This is a genomic window from Sphingomonas sp., from assembly GCF_029239295.1.
GTDB lineage: Bacteria > Pseudomonadota > Alphaproteobacteria > Sphingomonadales > Sphingomonadaceae > Sphingomonas.
In genome coordinates this window covers 274,622-292,840 of the sequence record NZ_JAQZBC010000002.1, presented here as the reverse complement: position 1 = coordinate 292,840, position 18,219 = coordinate 274,622, and the positions used below count along the sequence as shown (strand labels likewise).

Sequence of the window (18,219 nt, the reverse complement as noted above, 5' to 3'; positions counted from 1 at the left end):
AGACCCGGCGGGATGGGAAAGGGGCGTGGGAATACCAAATGAGTGAATTACCCGCGCGTCACGTTTTCGACGCGGCCATCGCTGCTGCCGGGGCGTCGGCACCGGCCGATCTGGAGGCGATCGGCTTCGTCACCGAAATCGGCGGCGCATCGAGCCAGGTCGTGTTCGACCCTGCCGCACTGGCCGCGCTGAGCACCCATGCCGACGCGGTAGTCGCAAGCGGCGGCCAGGTTGGTGGGCAGATCAAGGTGCGGGTCGGCCACAGCTGGCTGATCGCCAATGTCCGTGCGCTCAAGCTCGACGACTATGAGACCGGGCGGATCGTCGCCTCAGTCGACTTCCTCGGGGAAGGCGACGAGGAGAAACTGACCGGCAAATTGTATCAGTTCCGCCGCGGCGTGACTCGCTATCCGACGCCGGGCGCGGACGTTTACCCCATATCGTCCGACGATCTTCGGCAGGTCTATGCCGCCGAAGGGCGCGCGCATATCGAGATCGGCAGCGTCTATCCCACCGCCGACGTGCGCGGCGCGCTGTATGTCGATGCCATGCTGGGGAAGCATTTCGCGCTGCTAGGATCAACCGGCACCGGCAAGTCGACTGCCGTCGCGCTGATCCTCCATCGCATCTGCGACATGGCACCGCAGGGCCATATCGTGATGGTCGACCCGCACGGAGAATATTCCGCCGCCTTCCGCCACAATGGCGCGATCTATGACGTGTCGAACCTTCAGATGCCGTACTGGCTGATGAACTTCGAGGAACATTGCGAGGTGTTCCTCACCACGCAGGGCGCGGAGCGGCAGGTGGATGCGGACATCCTTGCCAAATGCCTGCTGGCAGCGCGCGCCAAAAGCCGGGTCGGGGCCGAGATCCCGAAGCTGACCGTCGACGCGCCGGTACCCTATCTGCTGAGCGACCTGACAACCCTCATCCAGCACGAGATGGGGAAGATGGACAAGGCGTCGAACACTGCGCCCTACCTGCGACTGAAGAGCAAGATCGACGAGATCAAGGCCGATCCGCGCTACGGGTTCATGTTCTCAGGCATGCTGGTCGCCGACACGATGAGCAGCTTCATCCAGCGCGTGTTCCGCCTGCCCGGTGACGGCAAGCCGATCTCAATCATCGACGTATCGGGCGTGCCGAGCGAGATTACCTCGGTCGTCGTCGCGGTGCTGAGCCGGATGGTGTTCGATTTCGCGATCTGGTCGCGCAATGAGCCGCAGCGGCCGATCCTGCTGATCTGCGAGGAAGCGCACCGTTATATTCCGCGCGAGGAGGACGGGTCATCCGTGGGCCGAATCCTGGGCAGGATCGCCAAGGAAGGCCGCAAATACGGCGTGTCTTTGGGGCTGATCACGCAGCGGCCGTCGGATCTTGCCGAGGGCGTGCTGTCGCAATGCGGCACGATCCTGACCATGCGGCTCAACAACGATCGCGACCAGTCGTTCGTGCGGGCCGCGATGCCCGAGGGCGCGCGCGGTTTCCTCGATTCAATTCCCGCGCTGCGTAATCAGGAATGTATCATCAGCGGCGAGGGCGTTGCGATACCCATCCGCGTGCGCTTTGACATGCTGGAAGAGGCGAGGCGGCCGGCGTCCGACGATCCGGTTTTCTCACGCCTGTGGCGCGAGGTCGGCCATGAGGATGAAATTATCCAGCGCACGATCCAGAAGTGGCGCGCGCAAGGCCGGTAAGGTCGATTGCTGGCTACGCGCCGTGACAGCGGTGCGGCTGAACCGGGCGCCCGGATGGGGCGGCTGATCAGTGGTCGTCGGGACCGAGCGTCGGATCGAGATCGCGCGGGCGGACGAAACGGGCCAGCGTGCCGCCACCGCGCGCTACCTCTGCCCAGCGGCCCACGTCAAAGGTCAACTGCGCCATCGTGGCGGTCGGATATTTTTCCTCCAGCGCGCTGACCAGTTCGGGCGGGCCGGTGCCGGTGAGCAGAAGCGCGAAATCTTCCAGGCCGGGATTATGGCCGATCAGGAGCAGCCGATCGCAATCGTCGGGGGTTTCGCGCGCTACCTCCAGCAGGGTGGCGGCGGAGGCGAGGTACAGCCGCTTGTCCCAGATGGGCTCAATCGGCGCGCCATAGCCGATTGCGACCTCCGCGATCGTTTCCACGACCCGGCGCGCTGGCGATGCCATGATGCGGTCGAACGTTTCGCCCTGCGCGCGCAGTTCGCGACCCATCACGACCGCAGCCTTGCGGCCCTTGTCGTTGAGCGGGCGATCGAAATCACGCGTCACCGGATCGTCCCAGCCCGATTTGGCGTGGCGCAACAGCGTCAGCGTCTTCAAGGCTACTCTCCGTTAGGCCGCGGGAGCCGCCTCATGCCCCAAGCCGACGCGCGAGGAAAGGCGCGATCCGACCCTGGCCACCGCCTCGTCCAACGGGACGCGCGAAATCGGGACGCCGGGGGGGAAGGAGTCGAGCAGCCGCGACGGCGTAGCGGCCGACAGCAACACGAAGACGCCGCGATCATCACGTGAGCGGATCAGCCGGCCGAACGCCTGCGCCAGCCGCGCCCGCACGATGCGATCGTCATAGGCACTGCCGCCGCCGGTGAGCCTGCGAGCGGCGTGAAGCACGGTCGGCTTGGGCCAGGGAACGCCTTCCATCACCACCATGCGCAGCGAGTGACCGGGCACATCCACCCCGTCGCGCAAGGCGTCGGTGCCCAGCAAGGAGGCGTGCGGATCGTCGCGGAAGATGTCGACCAGGGTACCGGTGTCGATCGGATCGACATGCTGTGCAAGGAGCGGCAGGCCCTCGCGTGCCAGCCGGTCCGCTATGCGCGCATGCACGCCGCGCAGCCGCCGTATCGCGGTGAACAGCCCCAGCGTGCCGCCGCCCGCCGCCTCGATCAGCCGGGCATAGGCGCCTGCGAGCGCGGGCACATCGCCGCGCTTCACGTCGGTGACAATGATCACCTCCGCATGGCCGGCGTAGTCGAACGGGCTGGCCGCCTGAAAGCGCGCTGCAGCGCCCGAGAGATGCGGCGCACCGACCCGCGCCTCTGCCGTTTCCCACGTCCCGCCCGCGGTGAGCGTGGCAGAGGTGACCAGCGCGCCATGCGCGGGTTTCAGGACGATCTCGGCAAAGGGCCGGGTGGGATCGACCCAGCGGCGATGAAGCCCGATGTCGTATTCGCGCCCCTCGACGCGATCGACCGCCAGCCAATCGACGAAGTCCGGGTTGGCCGGTGCGCCCACCCGGGCGATCAGCGAGAGCCACGAGGCGACACCTTCCGCCCGCCATCCCAGCGAGGCGATCGCCCCCTCGACCCGCGCGCGGGCCTGCCCATCGAGCCAGTCGGGCGCGTCGTTCAGCACCGCCTCCAGCCGTTTCCCAAGCGCGACGAGCGGGCGATACAGGGCATCCAGCGCCTCTGCGCCATGCGCGGCAGCCTCGATCAGTTCGGGCGACGGCTCCGCCAATTCGGTCTCAAGGCCGTAGCCGGCGTCATCCGCCCCCTCGGTGCGCGCGTAGGTGAGGCCGCGTACGCTGGCGAGCAGCGCCTCGATCGGGCCGAACGGCGCCCCTTCGGTGATCCGTTGTAGCCAGCCATCGGCCGCGAGGCCGTGCGCTGCCTTTACCGCGTCGGCGATCGCCTGCGCGCCGGCTTCGTCGTAGCTCGCGACATCCGACAGCCGGGCGCCAAGGCCGCGGCGCCGCCCCCGGCTGCCGGCCTCCGGACCGATGATCCAGCGCCGCAACTCGATCGTCTCTTGCCCGGTCAGCGCGGTGGCGAACATCGAATCGGCGGCATCGAACAGGTGATGCCCCTCGTCGAATACATAGCGGGTGGGGCGTGTCGCCGTTTCGCGGCCACGCGCGGCGTTGACCATCACCAGCGCGTGGTTGGCGATGACGATATCGGCGTCGGCAGACGCGCGGGCAGCGCGCTCGATGAAGCATTTCCGATAATGCGGGCAGCCGGCGTAGATGCATTCGCCGCGGCGGTCGGTCAGCGCGACCGAGCCGTTGCGCCGGAACAGGGTGGTGAGCCAGCCGGGCAGGTCGCCGCCCATCATGTCGCCATCGGCGGTATAGGCGGCCCAGCGCGCGACCAGTTGCGCCAGGATCGCGGCGCGGCCGGCGAACCCGCCCTGAAGCGCATCCTCCAGGTTGAGCAGGCACAGGTAATTCTCGCGCCCCTTGCGGGTCACCACACGCGCCCGGCGCTCCGCCTCATCGGGATAGACGCGCTGCGTCTCATGGCCGAGCTGCCGCTGAAGCGCCTTGGTATAGGTGGACACCCAGACCGCCCCGCCTGCCGTCCGTGACCACAGGCTGGCGGGCGCCAGATAGCCCAGCGTCTTGCCGATCCCCGTGCCTGCCTCCGCCAGCACGAGATTGGGTGTCTCTCGCCCCGCGCGAGGCGCGAACGCGTGCGCCGCAACCGCAGCGAAATCGCGCTGGCCCTGACGCGGTTCTGCCATCGCACCGACGAGCGTCGTCAACGTCTGCTGAGTCGCTTGCGCATCCAGCGTGACGGCGCGCGGGGCGGGGCGGGGCGCCGTCTCCTCCCATTCGGGCAGGCGCGAGAAGAGCCAGGGTTCGTCGCGCGCCGGCTTTCGCAAGCGATCGGCCAGCAGGGGCCCCCACGACCAACGCAGCCGCGCAAGGGTCTGAGCGGCAGCCCAGGCGCCCTCGCGTTCGGGCCAGTCGGTTTCAGTCAGCTCCAGAAGCCGGAAGGCCGCGGCGCGCAGGAACGGCGCGATCTCGCTATCATTGGTCGGCACATCGAGCTGAGCGACCTTGGCCAACCCCTTCGGCGTCGGGACCATGAAGCGGGCCGGCCGGAGAAAGGCAAACAGCTCAAGGACGTCGAGGCCCGAGAGATCGGCGTAGCCGAGCCGCTGGCCGACGAGCGGCGCGTTCATCAGGATCATCGGCGTGTCGGCGGCGGCCCGGATCGCCTCGCCCCGCGAGACACCACGTACGCCCTCCTCATTCGCGATCCAGATGCCGGTATGGCTCGCGTGTAGCGCCGGATAGGGAAGAGCGATCACGCAGCGGAAGATAGAACAAACTGGAAACCCACGCCACCCTCTAACGGCCAATCGATGGCTGGCTACCCAGCCGGTGTCCCGTCAGGCAGCGTTGATTTGAATGCCGGACTGGCGTTCACGCTATTGCGAACCAGTATCCAGATGAAGCTTGGGTATCCGCCGACAAAGGAGGTCGCGGCGGCTATGAAGGCTGGATTCCGGCTGTCCCCTGTGCTTAAGGCTTCATGTTTTCGGTTTTGTAAGGCGAGCCCCGGCATGAACATCCACGAATATCAGGCCAAGGAACTGCTGGCGAAGTTCGGCGTCCCCGTTCCCGCGGGTTATGCGGCGATGACCGTCGAGGAAGCAGTCGAAGCCTCCAAGAAGCTGCCTGGGCCGCTATATGTCGTGAAGGCGCAGATCCACGCTGGTGGCCGCGGCAAGGGCAAGTTCAAGGAACTGCCGGCCGAGGCAAAGGGCGGCGTCCGCCTCGCCAAGACCGAGGACGAGGTTCGCCATGCCGCGACCGAGATGCTCGGCAACACGCTGGTGACGATCCAGACGGGTGAGGCCGGCAAGCAGGTGAACCGCCTGTACGTGACCGACGGCGTCGACATCGCGAAGGAATTCTACCTCGCGCTGCTCGTCAACCGCGCGACCAGCCGCATCTCGATGGTCGTCTCCACCGAAGGCGGCATGGACATCGAAACCGTCGCCCATGACACGCCGGAGAAGATCCACTCGATCGACATCGATCCGGCGACGGGCCTGATGCCGCACCACGGCCGCGCTGTCGCCGCCGCGCTGGGGCTGACTGGTGATCTGGCGAAGCAGGCGGCGAATGTCGCTGCCAAGCTGTACGATGCATTCCTCGGCACCGACGCCGAGCAGATCGAGATCAACCCGCTCGCAGTGACCGATGATGGCAAGCTGATGGTGCTCGACGCCAAGGTCGCTTTCGATGGCAATGCGATGTTCCGCCACAAGGACCTGGCCGAGCTGCGCGACGAGACCGAGGAAGATCCGGCCGAGCTGGAAGTACGACCTCGCCTACATCAAGCTCGATGGCGACATCGGCTGCATGGTCAACGGCGCCGGTCTCGCCATGGCGACGATGGACATCATCAAGCTGAACGGCATGTTCCCGGCCAACTTCCTCGACGTCGGCGGCGGCGCTTCGAAGGAGAAGGTGACCGCGGCGTTCAAGATCATCCTTGCCGATCCGAACGTGAAGGGCATCCTCGTCAACATCTTCGGCGGGATCATGAAGTGCGACATCATCGCCGAGGGCATCGTTGCCGCAGCGAAGGAAGTTAATCTGTCGGTGCCGCTTGTGGTTCGGCTCGAGGGTACCAATGTCGAGAAGGGCAAGGAAATCCTCGCGAATTCCGGCCTCGCCATCGTTCCTGCGAACGACTTGGGCGACGCCGCACAGAAGATCGTCGCCGAGGTGAAGAAGGCGGCGTAAGTTTCGACTGATCGTTCTCCATCGTCATGCCGGCTTCGGCCGGCATCTCCCCGACGTGGAGTGCGACACAACCGGGAGACCCCAGCGTTTGCTGGGGTGACGCTTGGGAGAGTGGAATGAAGGTTCTGGTGCCGGTCAAGCGCGTGCTTGACTATAATGTGAAACCCCGCGTGAAGGCGGACGGGACGGGGGTCGATCTGGCCAACGTCAAGATGAGCATGAACCCGTTCGACGAGATCGCGGTCGAGGAAGCCATCCGCCTGAAGGAAAAGGGCGTGGCGACCGAGGTCGTCGTGGTATCGATCGGCGAGCCGAAGGCGCAGGAAACGCTGCGCACCGCGCTTGCCATGGGTGCCGATCGCGCGATCCTGGTCACGTGCGAGGACAAGGTGGAGCCGCTGGCCGTCGCCAAGATCCTGAAGGCGGTCGCCGATGAGGAACAGCCGCAGCTCATCATCCTGGGCAAGCAGGCGATCGACGACGACAACAACCAGACCGGCCAGATGCTGGCTGGCCTGCTCGGCTGGGGCCAGGGCACGTTCGCGTCCAAGGTCGAAGTGTCGGGTGACAGCGTCAAGGTAACGCGCGAAGTCGATGGCGGTCTCGAGACCGACAACTTCAAGCTGCCGGCGATCGTCACCACCGATCTTCGCCTGAACGAGCCGCGCTACGCCTCGCTGCCGAACATCATGAAGGCCAAGTCGAAGCCGCTCGCGACCAAGACGGCCGCCGACTTTGGCGTCGACACCGCGCCGCGCGTCAAGACGCTGAAGGTTGTCGAGCCGGGCAAGCGCGAGGCCGGCATCAAGGTTGCCGACGTCGATGAGCTGGTGATGAAGCTCAAGGCGATGGGCGTCGCGAAGTAAGCGCACCGCCGGTCACTGATCCCGTTCCGCGCGCCGGGTGAACCCGGCGCCGACGGGGAGAGGAAAGAGGTTCAAGATGAAGACTCTGGTTTGGGTCGAGCACGACGGTTCGACCGTAAAGGACGCAACGCTCGCCGCGGTGACCGCCGCGTCGAAGCTGGGCGAAGTTCACCTGCTGGTCGCCGGCAAGGGCGTCGACGGCGTCGCACAGGAAGCGGCCAAGATCGCTGGCGTGGGCAAGGTCCATGTCGCAGACGACGACGCCTATGCGCATGCGCTGGCTGAAAATGTCGCGCCGTTGATCGTTGAGTTGATGGGCCACCATGACGCGTTTGTCGCGCCGGCCACCACTTCGGCAAAGAACATCACGCCGCGCGTCGCCGCGCTGCTCGACGTCATGCAGATTTCCGAAGTGCTGTCGGTTGAGAGCGAGGACACGTTCACGCGTCCGATCTATGCCGGCAACGCCATCGCCACCGTTCAGACTTCGGATGCCAAGAAGGTCCTGACCGTGCGCACGACCGCCTTCGAGAAGGCGGCGGCGGAAGGCGGATCCGCGACGGTCGAGGCAGTCGCCTCCACCGGCGACAAGGGCCTGTCGACCTTCGAGGGCCAGGAAATCGCCAAGAGCACTCGTCCGGAGCTCGCCAGCGCAAAGATCATCGTGTCAGGCGGCCGTGCGCTGCAGAACGGCGAGAACTTTGCCAAGCTGATCGAGCCGCTGGCCGACAAGCTCGGTGCCGGCGTCGGCGCCAGCCGCGCTGCGGTGGACGCGGGCTTCGTGCCGAACGACTATCAGGTCGGCCAGACCGGCAAGATCGTCGCTCCCGAAGTCTATATCGCGGTGGGCATCTCCGGCGCGATTCAGCACCTTGCCGGCATGAAGGACTCCAAGACCATCATCGCCATCAACAAGGACGAGGACGCGCCGATCTTCCAGGTGGCGGACATCGGCCTGGTTGGCGATCTGTTCAAGCTGGTCCCGGAACTGACCGAGAAGCTCTGACGCTTACCCGGCGCGGTCCAGCGGATCGCGCCGCGGCGGGCGACGCTCCTTCGGGCGTCGCCGCTGCTGCCGCCTGACGCGATATGCGGCCACCCGTGCTTGGCGCAGCTCACGCGCCCGCCCTGCCTTAACAGCAACACCAACTCTCCAGGCCTGGTCACACGGTGAGAGACGCTGTCTCGCGTGCATTGCGAAGCGCGCGACGCGTCGGTTAAGGTCGATAAGATGGGTGGCGCACAGAGAAGCTCGTTTCGATTACCATTGCTCGCGATGCTGGCGCTGGCCATGTCAGCCTGCGCATCGCAACGGTTCCGGCCCGTCAGCGACACGCCGGTGCGGATCGGCAAGCCCTACACCGTCCGGGGCGTCACCTACACGCCGGCGCCTGATCCCGCCTTTGACGTCCTTGGCTATGCGAGCTGGTATGGCTCTGAAAGCGGCAACCAAGTGGCGCTGGGCGAGCGTTTCCGCCCCAAGTGGGTCACCGCTGCACACCCTACACTTCCACTGCCGAGCTATGTCGAGGTGACCTCGCTCGAGACCGGCCGCACCATCGTGGTTCGGGTGAACGATCGCGGTCCATTTTCGCGCGGGCGGGTGATCGATTTGTCGCGCGGTGCCGCGGAGCAGCTGGGCGTGCGACGCACGGGTGTCGTTCCGGTGCGCGTGCGGCTGGCCAATCCGCCAGAAAAGGATCGTGAGCGGCTACGCCGCGGAAAGAAGCTGCGCGAGCGGCCGACCGTGTCCGAAAACGCGCTGGCGAACCTGCGCGCGCAACTGGCCGCTGGGGTGCGGCAGGGACTTGTCCAGGCGCCCTAGGAGTGCGTCCGACCACCAGACGGATGCTGGTGCGATCGTGTTGACGCTTGATTGAATTCTTTTTGGGGGGGGCAGCGAAGGCCTTGCCGGCTGTAAAAGCGGCAAGGCCTTCGATGGTGGGCGTGGCAAGGATTGAACTTGCGACCCCTGCGATGTCAACACAGTGCTCTACCACTGAGCTACACGCCCACGGGGAGCGGCGCCATTAGCCGGGCTGCCGAAGGTGCGCAAGCCCCCTTCAGTTCAAACCTTCGAATTCTCCCACTTCGAACATGCGATCGACCTCCATGACGAGATCGCGAAGGTGGAACGGCTTCGACAGGACGCGTGCCTGCGGCATCGCCTGACCCGCCTTCAGTGTGACGGCCGCGAAGCCGGTGATGAACATGACACGCAGCTTGGGACGGATTTCGCCCGCCTTTTGCGCCAGTTCGATGCCGTCCATCTCGGGCATGACGATATCGGTCAGGAGAAGGTCAAATTCCTCCTCCTCGATCAGCGGCAGCGCGGCGGTGCCGCGATCGACGGCGGTGACCGCATATCCCGACTTTTCCAGCGCGCGCGCCAGATATTCGCGCATGACCTGGTCATCCTCGGCCAGCAAAATTCGGATCATTCGTGGGTCCCTGTGCTCGGCCAGCAGCTTATGCGGAGAACACTAATATTTTCCAGCCGACGGTATCGATTGCTGTCTGTCGTTGCGACGGTCGCCGGTCGCTCATAGGCTTGCGTTAATGGATGCGTGCTTCGTTTCATACGGCGATATGCCGCCGGCGAGCCCTGTGGTGCTGTCGGTGCCGCACGCAGGGCGCAGCTATCCCGATCAGTTGCGCGCGTCGCTGCGCGTGCCGTTTTCCGCCGTCACGATGCTGGAGGATCGGCTGATCGATTCGGTCGCGCTGGCGGCGCGGGCGAGCGAAACCACGCTGATCCAGAATGCGGCGCGCGCGTGGATCGATCTGAATCGCGCCGAAGATGATCGCGATCCGATGATCGACGATGGCGCGCAGAGCGGGCATCTGAGCGCCAAGGTGCGCAGCGGGCTGGGCCTGGTGCCGCGTCGTACCAGCGCCGCGGGGGAGCTGTGGCGCGGGCGCCTGAGCCCAGACGACGTGATCGCGCGGATCAACACCGCCCACCGCCCCTATCACGCGGCGCTTGCCAGGACGCTGGAGGCGGCGCGGGCGCGGTTTGGCGTCGCCGTGCTGCTGGACCTTCATTCGATGCCGCCGATCCGCGGCAGCCGTACCCGGATCGTCATTGGCGATCGCTTCGGACGCGCCGCAGCCAGCCGGTTCGTGAACCGTGTCGAGGCTGCCGTCGCCGACACGCGTCTGCCGCAGGCGCTCAACGTGCCCTACGCTGGCGGGTATATCCTGGAGCGGCACGGCGCGCCTGAGCAGGGAATCCATGCGATCCAGCTGGAGATCGACCGGTCATTGTATCTGGACAGCCGGATGGACGCCGCCGGCCCCGGCCACGGCCGCATCGTGGATCTGGTCCGCAGCATCCTTGATGCCCTGGCGGACGAGGCGATTTCCGGTCCCGAGCGGCTAGCCGCTGAATAAAAAAACCACCTCGGGCAGAGCCCGAGGTGGCCTAGGTTCAGGGAGGAGACACACCAGAAGGTGTGCCATACGGTTCCGCGAAAGGGGGGACACGGAAGCCGTACCATCACAACATAAGAAGGGGGCAATTGGTTTCAAGAACCGTGCGCCCCTGCAAAAAGATGCGGTCGCCAAGGGCGAGAGGCGGGTGCAGGAAACCCCGCGCCCGCCCGGATCATCACGCCGGGATCATCACAGCGTCGGCTGCGGCATCTTGCCCATCTGCACCTGGCGCGCGAACACTTCGCGCATCAGCGACAGCGAGAACAAGTGCGCATACAGCAGCGGCAGCATCCCGCTCTGCACCATCTTGCGCAGCTGATCACCGCGCAGGCCCTGCAGCTTCTCTTCGTTGACCATCTGGAAGCCGCGATACACGAACGGCTGCTCGAACCCTTCCTGCTGGATCGACACTTCGCCGTCCATCAGCAGTTCCGATTCACGCAGTTCGTTCATGAACTGGGCAGTGCGGGCGCCGGCCTGTTCGAACTGCTCGTTGAACGCCAGGATGTTCTTGGTCACTTCGCTGGGCTGGCCGTCTTCGAACAGCGCCTCGCCATCCTCGAACTGACCGATCGTGTCCGACGTCGGATCAAAGCAGAGCGACAGCTCTTCCGCATCCGGACGCAGGCGCGCGAGGAGATACGGATAGCGACGGATGTAGGCGGGGACGTAGAAGGTGCTGTCGACCAGCTTGCCATCGGCATCGACAAACACGTTCACGCCCTCGTTCAGGCCCATCAGCGCGATCGGGATCGAATCCTCGCCAGCGGAAAAGACAATCGGCATGTAGCGCTGGACCAGCGCGAATTCGTCGACCGTGACTGGAATGGCGTGCTGCGTCGTCAGGAACGGCGCGGTTGCGGCCGGGCGGATCTTGTAGTCGGCATGCAGATCGCTCGAAAGCGGCTCGAGGCCGTTGTAGAAAAGCGGAAGCTGCTGCGGCGCGCTGGCCATGGTTTCTCTCCAGATACGGGTGCGGGAACGACCCAAAAAGCTCGATTTCGGCCCCTATTCGGCCGGTGCGTCGGGCGCAAGCGCCACTAGTTTGCCGGGATTGAAGATGCCGTGGGGATCAAGCGCCTGCTTGATTGCGCGCAGCATCGCCATGCGGGGGGGCGGTGATAGGCGCTCCAGCTCCGCCAGCTTCATCTGGCCGATGCCATGTTCGGCCGAGATCGACCCGCCGGCTGCCACCACAAGATCGTCGACGAAGCGGGTGACGGTCGGCGCCTCTTGCGCCAGCCATGTTGCGCGGTCGGCGCCGCGCGGTGCGCGGACATGGAAATGGACGTTGCCGTCGCCGAGGTGCCCAAAACCGCTGGCACGCGTGCCGGGAAAGCGCGCCTCGCACGCGTCGGCGGCTTCGATCAGAAAGCGCGGCATCGCCTCCACCGGCACCGAAATGTCATGCTGCGCAGCCGGGCCGGTGGCCCGTTCGGCATCCGAGATGGAATCGCGAATGCGCCAGAACGCCTCCGCCTGAGTCTCGGTCGCAGCGATCGTCGCATCCTCGACGATGCCATCTTCGATCGCTTGTGCCAAAACACGCTCGACAAAGGCTGCAGGAGAGGGCGCCGCGGGATCACTGACGACCGCCTCCACCAGTACGTGCCAGCGGTGCTCCCCCGCCAGCGGTGCGCGTGCGCCGGGCACGTGCGCCAGCACGGCCTGCAGCGATTCCGCGGGCAGCAGTTCGAAGCTTTCGACCAGATCGCCGGCCTTCTGGAAGCGGCGCAACAGGTGGAGCGCGGCGTCAGGGGTGGCAAGGCCGATCCAGCCGACCGTCCGGGTTGCGACGGCAGGGGCGAGGCGCAGGGTGGCCGCGGTGATGATCCCTAGCGTGCCCTCCGCCCCGATCAGCAACTGATTGGGATCATAGCCACGATTATCCTTTTTCAGCGCGGCAAGACCATCATAAAGGCTGCCATCCGCCAGAACCGCCTCAGCCCCGGCCACCAGGCCGCGCATCGTGCCCCAGCGCAATACCTGGGTGCCGCCGGCGTTGGTCGACACCAGCCCGCCGATCGTCGCGGAGCCGCGGCTACCCAGCGTCAGCGGGAAACGGCGGTCCAGGGCGGCGGCTGCTTCGTGCAGATCGGCGAGGATGACGCCCGCCTCAACGATGGCGAGCCCGGCATCGGCATCGATCGAGCGAATCTGGTTCAGCCGTCGCAACGACAGGATCGCCGCCGTGCCGTCCGCCGGGGGGGTGGCGCCGCCTACCATCGACGTGTTGCCGCCCTGTGGAACCAGCGGCACCCGTTCGCGCGTCGCCGCGGTGACGATCGCCTGCACCTGCGCCGTCGTGGAAGGCGCGAACAGGATCGGCGCGGTGCCGTGCCAACGTTTCCGCCAATCGGTTTCCCACGGTGCGATTTCGGTGTGATCCGTCACGATCACGCGCTCGGGCAGCGTGTTGGAGAGCGATTGAAGCAGGCGGGACTGGCGCGGTGTCATCACCGCTTCATCGCGCGAATTCATGCGGGGTTCAAACTCCGAACAGGAGAGAGACGGACGTATCGATGCTGATCCGTGCCTGCCCCATGCTTCCGCTGCTTATGGCTGCTCCCCTGGCAATTGCTGCCGGGCCGGCGGATGAGCGTTATGCGCAGACGTCCTACCGGGAGCGGATCATCATCCGCATCCCGCGTTTGCCGCCGCAGACGCGCGCGCAACGGGCTGCGCCGATCACTTGGGAGGAGAAGAAGGCCCCCAAATGCGTGCCGGTTGATCGGCTGGCGAGCGCCAGCATCACCCCTGACGGTGATATCGACCTGATCGCCACGGATGGCCGCAGGCTGCGCGCGAAGCTGGATCGCGATTGTCCGACGCTGAACTTCTACGGCGGCTTTTATCTGAAGCGGTCGAAGGACGGGAAGTTCTGCGCGCGGCGAGACGTGTTGCGGACACGATCGGGCAGACAGTGTGAAATAAGTCGCTTTCGGCTGCTGATCCCGAAGAATCCGTCCTAAAAAGCCGCCTTGCGCACCGCGCTACCTTGACATCGAAGGCGCAATCGCGTCTCGCCCGGACGATAAAAGGGCAGCATTTACGCGCCTTCTTTTCAGGATTGCCATGAGCTTCGCCGACCTCGGCTTATCAGAAGAACTCCTCCGCGCCGTCGGTGACACGGGCTATACCGACCCGACTCCGATCCAGGCGTCTGCCATTCCCAGCGTGTTGATGATGCGCGACATCATCGGCGTCGCCCAGACCGGCACCGGCAAGACCGCATCGTTCGTGCTGCCGATGATCGACATCCTGGCGCATGGTCGCGCCCGCGCGCTGATGCCGCGCAGCCTGATCCTCGAGCCGACGCGCGAACTGGCGGCGCAGGTCGCCGAGAATTTCGAGATCTACGGCAAGTATCACAAGCTATCGATGGCGCTGCTGATCGGCGGCGTGCAGATGGGCGATCAGGTAAAGGCGCTGGAGCGCGGGGTCGACGTGCTGATCGCGACGCCGGGCCGCCTGATGGACCTTTTCAGCCGTGGCAAGATCCTGCTCAACGGCTGCAGCATGCTGGTGATCGACGAGGCGGACCGGATGCTCGACATGGGGTTCATTCCCGATATCGAGGAAATCTGCACCAAGCTGCCCAAGCAGCGCCAGACGCTGCTGTTCTCCGCCACGATGCCGCCGCCGATCAAAAAGCTGGCGGACAAGTTCCTGTCCAACCCCAAGACGATCGAAGTTGCCCGTCCGGCGACGACCAACATCAACATCGCCCAGTGGGTGGTGCCGGTGAAGGGATCGTCGTCCGACAAGCGAGCAGTGCTGCGTCAGTTGCTGCGTGAGGAAGCGGTGACCAACGCGATCGTCTTCTGCAATCGCAAGACGACGGTTCGTGAACTGAACAAGAGCCTGAAACAGCATGGATTTGCGTCAGGCGAGATCCATGGCGACATGGAGCAGCCGGCGCGCGTTGCCGAGCTTGAGCGGTTCAAGGCCGGCGATATCAGCATCCTGGTGGCGTCGGACGTCGCCGCCCGCGGGCTGGACATCAAGGGCGTGAGCCACGTCTTCAACTTCGACGCGCCATGGCATCCGGACGATTACGTCCATCGCATCGGACGCACCGGTCGTGGTGGCGCAACGGGCATCGCCTACACGCTTGTCGGACCCGACGACGCCGAGAATATCGAGAACATCGAGAAGCTCACGGGTCAAAAAATCCAGCGGCGCGAAGTGGTGGTCGAGGGCGAAGAGCGTAGCAAGCCGTCGCGTTCGCGGCGCCACGCCGACGACAGCGGCCGCGATGATCGGCGGGCGCCGGTGCGCGAGGCCGAAGCTCCGGTGGCGGGTGCGCCCCAGCGTGAGGTTGAGGCACCTGTCGCGCGTGCACCGCAGCGCGCCGTCGAGGCGCCGACCGCTCGCGCCCCGCGCCCTGAGCGCGAGCAGGAGCGGCCTCGCCGCCCGGCGCCGCAGCGTCAGGATGGCCGCGCCGAGCACGACAATGGGTCAGACTCGGCGTGGAACGGCCCGATTCCGGCCTTCCTGAGCGTCTCTCTGGGGTCCTGACGCGTGGTGGCTTGGCGCTACCGGGCTGCCGGGCGCGCCATGCGGCTTTATTCCCGGATCGTGCGACCGCGGACCTTTGGCGTCCGCGCACTGGTGCTTGATCCAACCGGCCGGATCGCACTGGTCCGCCACCATTATATCGAGGGATGGTATCTGCCCGGCGGCGGCGTTGACCGGCGGGAAAGCGCCGACGCAGCGATCCGGCGCGAACTGGCGGAAGAGGTCGGCCTGATCGACGTCACGCTCGCCGGGTTGCTCGGCGTCTATCACAATCGCTCCGAAGCAAAGGACGACCATGTCGTCGTCTATCGATGCGAGGTGCGCGATCCCGCGATCCTGCGGGCAGCCGATCCGCGTGAGATTGCCGAAGCCGGATGGTTCACCGTCGATGCGCGGCCGGCGACTACTTCGCCGGCCACCCGCCGCCGGATCGACGAGCATCTCGCCGGGCGACACGGCATGGGCACATGGTGAGCCTGCCGATTTGAGGCCGCCGGGGTGAGCGGTGCGGGGGTGATCGGCGGGCGCTACCACAAGCGCGGACGGCGTCGGACGGTTTCCATCTCGTCGATCGTGTCGGCCTCCACCTCCCAACTATGATTTTCGACGATCCAGGCATTTACCGGGCGCCCGCGGTCGTCGAGCGAGGGGCGGAAGCGGAACCGCTCGCGGATCAGCCGGCAGGTGATCGCATCAACGCTGGCGTTGCCGCTGGACCGCGTGACGACACAATCGCGCACGCGCCCGTCGGTGGCCACCAGATAGCGAACGCCAACCGTGCCCGAGAAACCAGAGACGAACAGCGCTTCCGGCAGATCAGACGTACTCATCCGGCCGCGCAGGAAGCGCGGCGGTGTTTCGGGAGAACCACCGCCGCTGCCATCGCCGTCCCCCGCGCCGCCGCTGCCAAACCCGTCGCCGACGCCCCCTGCGCCGGTCCCCGGACCGCGCACATCGGCTGATCCGGACATGGGGTCATTCGCGACATAAGGGCGCGGCGCTGCGATTACCGGGGGCGGGGGCGGGGGCGTGACGACGATCGGCGTCGGCGCCGCGACCGGCGAGGCGCGGCTGCGCAGATTGGGGGGCGAGGCGCGCCCCTCTGGCCGTTCAGCGGTGGCCCGCGGCGGCGGCACGGACGGTGGTGGCGGCGGCGGGGGCGGGGCGGGCACGGCGGTGAACAGTTTCAGGCTGTTTTCGACCGCGGCCGGGAAAGAGACGGCAAGGCCAGTGATCAACGCATAGCCGACGAGCAGTTGCACGACGATCGCGGCCGCGGCGCCGATCAGGCGCTCACGCGTCACCCTTTGCCGATCGATCGTGCCATAGGCCATGCGCGACGTAACGCACGGGCCCGCTGAACGGCTGCTGGCTAGCCGTTGCGCGTGGCGGCGATCTCGCCGGCGAGCACATCGTTCTTTTCCCGCGCCCGAACCGCAGCGCCACGGGTCGTCACGCGATCGAGAGAGCGGGCGAAACCACCGTCGGCGGCCAGGACCCCGATTGGGCATCCCCAGCCGATCTGGCTGCCGACATAGACATCGGCGGCGCTGAAGCAGCAGCCGGCGATACAATCATGCGCGCTGACGGCGGCACGAAGCGTCGGTACCCCAAGATCCATGCTGCCATAGCCGAGCATGATCTGCTGTTGCTCGGTGCGCTGACGCACAGCGCCAGATTCGTGCTTGTGGCTTCGATCGGACCGGCGGCGAAGAACAGCCAGCGGTGCTAGTCCACGCGCTCGACCTCGGTTGGTGCGAACCCGGCGGCGAGGAAGCTTTCCGCCAGACAGACGATGATCGCTGCCGTCTCGCTCGCCACCCGGCCGTGGTGGACGATCGTTGGCACTTTCCCCATCGGATTCGCCGCCAGCAGGTGCGCAGGCTTGTCCCTCAGATCGACCAGCCACACCCCATAGGGCGGCCCAATTCCTCCAGCATCCCCAGCGAACGATCCACCCACGCGACATCGGGTTGGTGTAGAAGATCAGATCAGCCGCGACGGCTGTCAGCCCTTGTGCGTGCGACGTGCCTCAGCGATCGAGGTAGCGATGCAGGAAGGCGGTACTGCGTTGCCACGCAAGGTCGGCCGTCGCCTTGTCGTAGCGCGCCGCCGAGGTGTCGTTGTTGAACGCATGATCGACGCCCGGGTAGGTGAAGGCCTGAAACGGCTTGCCCGCGGCCTTCAGCGCGGCGATCCATGGCTCACCGGTCTGGGCGACGCGCGTGTCCTTTTCGGCATATTGCAGCAGCAGCGGGGCCGACACGCGCGTGGCCTCCGCTGGCGCAGGTGCCGGGCCGTAATAGGAGACGCCAGCGTCGATCCCGCCGGCCACTGCCATACGGTTGACGAAGGCGCCGCCCCAGCAGAACCCGATCATGCCGACCTTGCCGGATGACTGCGGCAGTGTGCGCAATTCATCGGCAAAGGCGCGGGCCTGTGCGAGCGCCAGATCATAATCGACGGTGCCGATCAGTTCGCGCGCCTTGTCCTCGTCCGCGGGCGTGCCACCCTGCGGGGCGAGCAGATCGGGCGCGACCGCCAGGAAGCCATCGAGCGCAAGGCGACGGGTGACATCCTGGATATGCGGCGTCAGCCCGCGATTTTCGTGGATGACCAGCACGACGCCGCGCTTCGGCGCCTTTCCCGTATCCTTGAGCATGGCGACATAGGCGCGCGCTGGCTTTCCGGCCTGCGTGCCGGTGCGCATTTCCGTCATCAAGCGCGGATCGGCGGGGTCGATGATCGTCGCGGCGGCGGGCGAGGCGGCGATCCCCGTGATCAACGCCTCTGCAGCGACCGCCGAACCCGCGAGCGCCGTCATCTGCCGCAACAAGGTGCGCCGGTCCCGATGCTCATGGGTGAAGGCATCGTACAATTGCACGGCACGGTCGCGAAGGGACGGATCAGTCATGGCTTTCCCCG

Annotated in this window: 17 protein-coding genes, 1 tRNA gene and 1 pseudogene; 9 read left to right on the top strand and 10 right to left on the bottom strand. The window is 66.0% G+C overall.

All coding sequences use genetic code 11. The features are described 5' to 3' along the window. Window positions 1–38: 38 nt before the first annotated feature. Window positions 39–1,700 carry a DUF87 domain-containing protein gene (locus K0S66_RS03005; protein ID WP_301073631.1) on the top strand — a complete coding sequence of 554 codons (1,662 nt, stop codon included), beginning with the start codon at window positions 39–41 and terminating at the stop codon, window positions 1,698–1,700. A gap of 67 nt (window positions 1,701–1,767) precedes the next feature. Here the strand turns inward: K0S66_RS03005 and K0S66_RS03000 are convergent, their stop codons facing one another. Beyond that, complete coding sequence (locus tag K0S66_RS03000; protein ID WP_301073630.1) at window positions 1,768–2,307, bottom strand: histidine phosphatase family protein; 540 nt, start codon at window positions 2,305–2,307, stop codon at window positions 1,768–1,770. A 12-nt stretch (window positions 2,308–2,319) separates the two neighbouring features. After that, window positions 2,320–5,025, bottom strand: coding sequence for an ATP-dependent DNA helicase (locus K0S66_RS02995; RefSeq protein WP_301073629.1), 2,706 nt, complete (start codon window positions 5,023–5,025; stop codon window positions 2,320–2,322). 255 nt (window positions 5,026–5,280) lie between these two features. Between K0S66_RS02995 and sucC the strand changes: the two are divergent. The 4 genes and pseudogenes from sucC (at window position 5,281) to K0S66_RS02975 (ending at window position 9,163) form a co-directional block, all read left to right on the top strand. Beyond that, window positions 5,281–6,472 (top strand): annotated as a pseudogene (sucC, locus tag K0S66_RS02990) (ADP-forming succinate--CoA ligase subunit beta). Between the two features lie 116 nt (window positions 6,473–6,588). Next, window positions 6,589–7,338: an electron transfer flavoprotein subunit beta/FixA family protein gene (locus K0S66_RS02985; RefSeq protein ID WP_301073628.1), complete on the top strand. Its 750-nt coding sequence runs from the start codon at window positions 6,589–6,591 to the stop codon at window positions 7,336–7,338. Window positions 7,339–7,414: 76 nt separating this feature from the next. Next, the gene (locus tag K0S66_RS02980; protein ID WP_301073627.1) at window positions 7,415–8,344 is read left to right on the top strand and encodes an FAD-binding protein; all 930 of its coding nucleotides are present in this window, start codon (window positions 7,415–7,417) and stop codon (window positions 8,342–8,344) included. A gap of 285 nt (window positions 8,345–8,629) precedes the next feature. After that, entirely contained in the window at window positions 8,630–9,163 is a 534-nt protein-coding gene (locus tag K0S66_RS02975; RefSeq protein ID WP_301073626.1) for a septal ring lytic transglycosylase RlpA family protein, read from the top strand. A 114-nt stretch (window positions 9,164–9,277) separates the two neighbouring features. On the opposite strand, the gene K0S66_RS02970 is transcribed toward K0S66_RS02975, so the two are convergent. Together K0S66_RS02970 and cpdR are read right to left on the bottom strand one after the other, a co-directional pair. Beyond that, window positions 9,278–9,352, bottom strand: a tRNA-Val gene (locus K0S66_RS02970). 49 nt (window positions 9,353–9,401) lie between these two features. Further along, on the bottom strand, window positions 9,402–9,779 hold the full coding sequence (cpdR, locus tag K0S66_RS02965; protein WP_301073624.1) for a cell cycle two-component system response regulator CpdR: 378 nt from the start codon (window positions 9,777–9,779) through the stop codon (window positions 9,402–9,404). Between the two features lie 148 nt (window positions 9,780–9,927). Between cpdR and K0S66_RS02960 the strand changes: the two genes are divergently transcribed. Continuing rightward, entirely contained in the window at window positions 9,928–10,731 is an 804-nt protein-coding gene (locus tag K0S66_RS02960; RefSeq protein WP_301073623.1) for an N-formylglutamate amidohydrolase, read from the top strand. Window positions 10,732–10,962: 231 nt separating this feature from the next. Here the strand turns inward: K0S66_RS02960 and K0S66_RS02955 are convergent, their stop codons facing one another. Together K0S66_RS02955 and K0S66_RS02950 are read right to left on the bottom strand one after the other, a co-directional pair. Next, complete coding sequence (locus K0S66_RS02955) at window positions 10,963–11,727, bottom strand: SapC family protein (RefSeq protein ID WP_301073622.1); 765 nt, start codon at window positions 11,725–11,727, stop codon at window positions 10,963–10,965. A gap of 54 nt (window positions 11,728–11,781) precedes the next feature. Then, the gene (locus K0S66_RS02950; protein WP_301073620.1) at window positions 11,782–13,254 is read right to left on the bottom strand and encodes an FAD-binding oxidoreductase; all 1,473 of its coding nucleotides are present in this window, start codon (window positions 13,252–13,254) and stop codon (window positions 11,782–11,784) included. Between the two features lie 62 nt (window positions 13,255–13,316). On the opposite strand from K0S66_RS02950, the gene K0S66_RS02945 reads away from it, so the two are divergent. The 3 genes from K0S66_RS02945 (at window position 13,317) to K0S66_RS02935 (ending at window position 15,768) form a co-directional block, all read left to right on the top strand. Beyond that, on the top strand, window positions 13,317–13,745 hold the full coding sequence (locus K0S66_RS02945) for a hypothetical protein (RefSeq protein WP_301073619.1): 429 nt from the start codon (window positions 13,317–13,319) through the stop codon (window positions 13,743–13,745). A 103-nt stretch (window positions 13,746–13,848) separates the two neighbouring features. Continuing rightward, window positions 13,849–15,294 carry a DEAD/DEAH box helicase gene (locus tag K0S66_RS02940; RefSeq protein ID WP_301073618.1) on the top strand — a complete coding sequence of 482 codons (1,446 nt, stop codon included), beginning with the start codon at window positions 13,849–13,851 and terminating at the stop codon, window positions 15,292–15,294. Between the two features lie 39 nt (window positions 15,295–15,333). Continuing rightward, the gene (locus K0S66_RS02935; RefSeq protein WP_301073617.1) at window positions 15,334–15,768 is read left to right on the top strand and encodes an NUDIX domain-containing protein; all 435 of its coding nucleotides are present in this window, start codon (window positions 15,334–15,336) and stop codon (window positions 15,766–15,768) included. Window positions 15,769–15,821: 53 nt separating this feature from the next. On the opposite strand, the gene K0S66_RS02930 is transcribed toward K0S66_RS02935, so the two are convergent. The 4 genes from K0S66_RS02930 to K0S66_RS02915 all read right to left on the bottom strand — a co-directional run bounded on the left by K0S66_RS02930 (window position 15,822) and on the right by K0S66_RS02915 (window position 18,208). Then, complete coding sequence (locus K0S66_RS02930; protein WP_301073616.1) at window positions 15,822–16,598, bottom strand: energy transducer TonB; 777 nt, start codon at window positions 16,596–16,598, stop codon at window positions 15,822–15,824. A gap of 68 nt (window positions 16,599–16,666) precedes the next feature. Next, entirely contained in the window at window positions 16,667–16,963 is a 297-nt protein-coding gene (locus K0S66_RS02925; protein WP_301073615.1) for a hypothetical protein, read from the bottom strand. A 59-nt stretch (window positions 16,964–17,022) separates the two neighbouring features. Then, window positions 17,023–17,256, bottom strand: coding sequence for a glutathione S-transferase N-terminal domain-containing protein (locus tag K0S66_RS02920; RefSeq protein ID WP_301073614.1), 234 nt, complete (start codon window positions 17,254–17,256; stop codon window positions 17,023–17,025). A 70-nt stretch (window positions 17,257–17,326) separates the two neighbouring features. Next, window positions 17,327–18,208 carry a dienelactone hydrolase family protein gene (locus tag K0S66_RS02915; protein ID WP_301073613.1) on the bottom strand — a complete coding sequence of 294 codons (882 nt, stop codon included), beginning with the start codon at window positions 18,206–18,208 and terminating at the stop codon, window positions 17,327–17,329. Window positions 18,209–18,219 lie beyond the last annotated feature (11 nt).